1 protein-coding gene is annotated in these 1,200 nt (G+C 57.4%); it reads left to right on the plus strand.

The window, feature by feature from the left end; translation table 11 throughout:
• Positions 1-63: 63 nt before the first annotated feature.
• Positions 64-1,179, plus strand: coding sequence for an IS4 family transposase (locus tag BN874_RS10825; RefSeq protein WP_230314404.1), 1,116 nt, complete (start codon positions 64-66; stop codon positions 1,177-1,179).
• Positions 1,180-1,200 lie beyond the last annotated feature (21 nt).

Below are 1,200 nucleotides of genomic sequence, written 5' to 3' on the forward strand. Positions count from 1 at the left end.
CTTACCACCTATCAGTTCTGAGTTAGACTATAAGGTGAGTTTAACTAAAGTCGCGAGGAGACAATGGGAACAGTCCGGCAGCTAGCGAACGAGATTGAAGCGGGTTTGCGAGCCGCGCACCCGACCCTGCGGAAGACGGTGATCACCAAGCTGGCGTTAGCTGTGGGTGCGGTCTTGGAAGCCCAGACCCCGAATACGGTGGAACTGGCCAATCTGTTGCCGCTGGACACGGAACGGCAGGACATGCGTGAGCAGTGGCTGCGCCGCTTGTTGAAAAATCCCTTGTTGTCCAGTGCGGACATGTTGGAACCGTGGGCGCGTCAAGCGTTAGCGGCGGCGGGTCAGCCTGGAGAGACCCTCATTTTGAGTCTGGATCAAACCGATTTGGGGAATCGCTTTGCGATTTTGATGATCAGCCTGGGGGTGGGCCATCGAGCGTTGCCGTTGGCTTGGGCGGTGGAAGCCGGCCCGGCGAATCTCGGTTTTACGACCCAGCACACCCTGTTGGAGCGGGTGCGGGCGTGGCTCCCGGCCGGGGCCGAGGTCTTGCTCTGTGCGGATCGTTTTTATCCTTCAGTGGGCTTATTCCGGTGGCTAGCGGCGCAGCCGGGTTGGCATTATCGGTTACGCTTAAAAGGGAATCTGAACGTCGATCCAGGATTTGGGGAGATTACGACGACGGGCGCGTTGGCGCAGGGCCATTCAGAACGTTATTTATCCAAGGTGGGGTTATTTCAGGAGGGGGTGCCCACTCACCTCGCTATTTGGCATGAATCTGGGCATCCGGAACCGTGGATCATCGCCATGAATGACCCGCCGAATCGGGCGACCGTCCAGGATTACGCCTGTCGCTGGGGGATTGAGCCGATGTTCTCCGATTTCAAAAGTCGCGGTTTTCAATTAGAAGACACTCAGTTACGCGCCGCTGACCGACTCGACCGATTACTGCTGATCATGGCGCTGGCTATGTACTGGTGTGTGCGCGTCGGTCAAGAAGAGGCCCGCGACCATCCCACTCCGTTGGAAAAAAAACTCAAGCGCAAACCGATCCCGAGCATTGGACCTTTAGAAAACTCGCCCGTAGCGCCGTTTCCTGGTTCACGCGCGGTCTCCGGGTGCTGGAAAGGCGACTTCAAATGCAACTCCCCTTACCCCCCTTCTATCGGATCTGCCCCGTGATGAGGAACTGATAGGTGGTAA

Source organism: Candidatus Contendobacter odensis Run_B_J11, assembly GCF_000531125.1.
GTDB classification, from domain to species: domain Bacteria; phylum Pseudomonadota; class Gammaproteobacteria; order Competibacterales; family Competibacteraceae; genus Contendibacter; species Contendibacter odensensis.

Coding starts and splice junctions, on each gene's coding strand:
- BN874_RS10825 (WP_230314404.1), top strand. CDS start 64: ATGGGAACAGTCCGGCAGCTAGCGAACGAGATTGAAGCGGGTTTGCGA.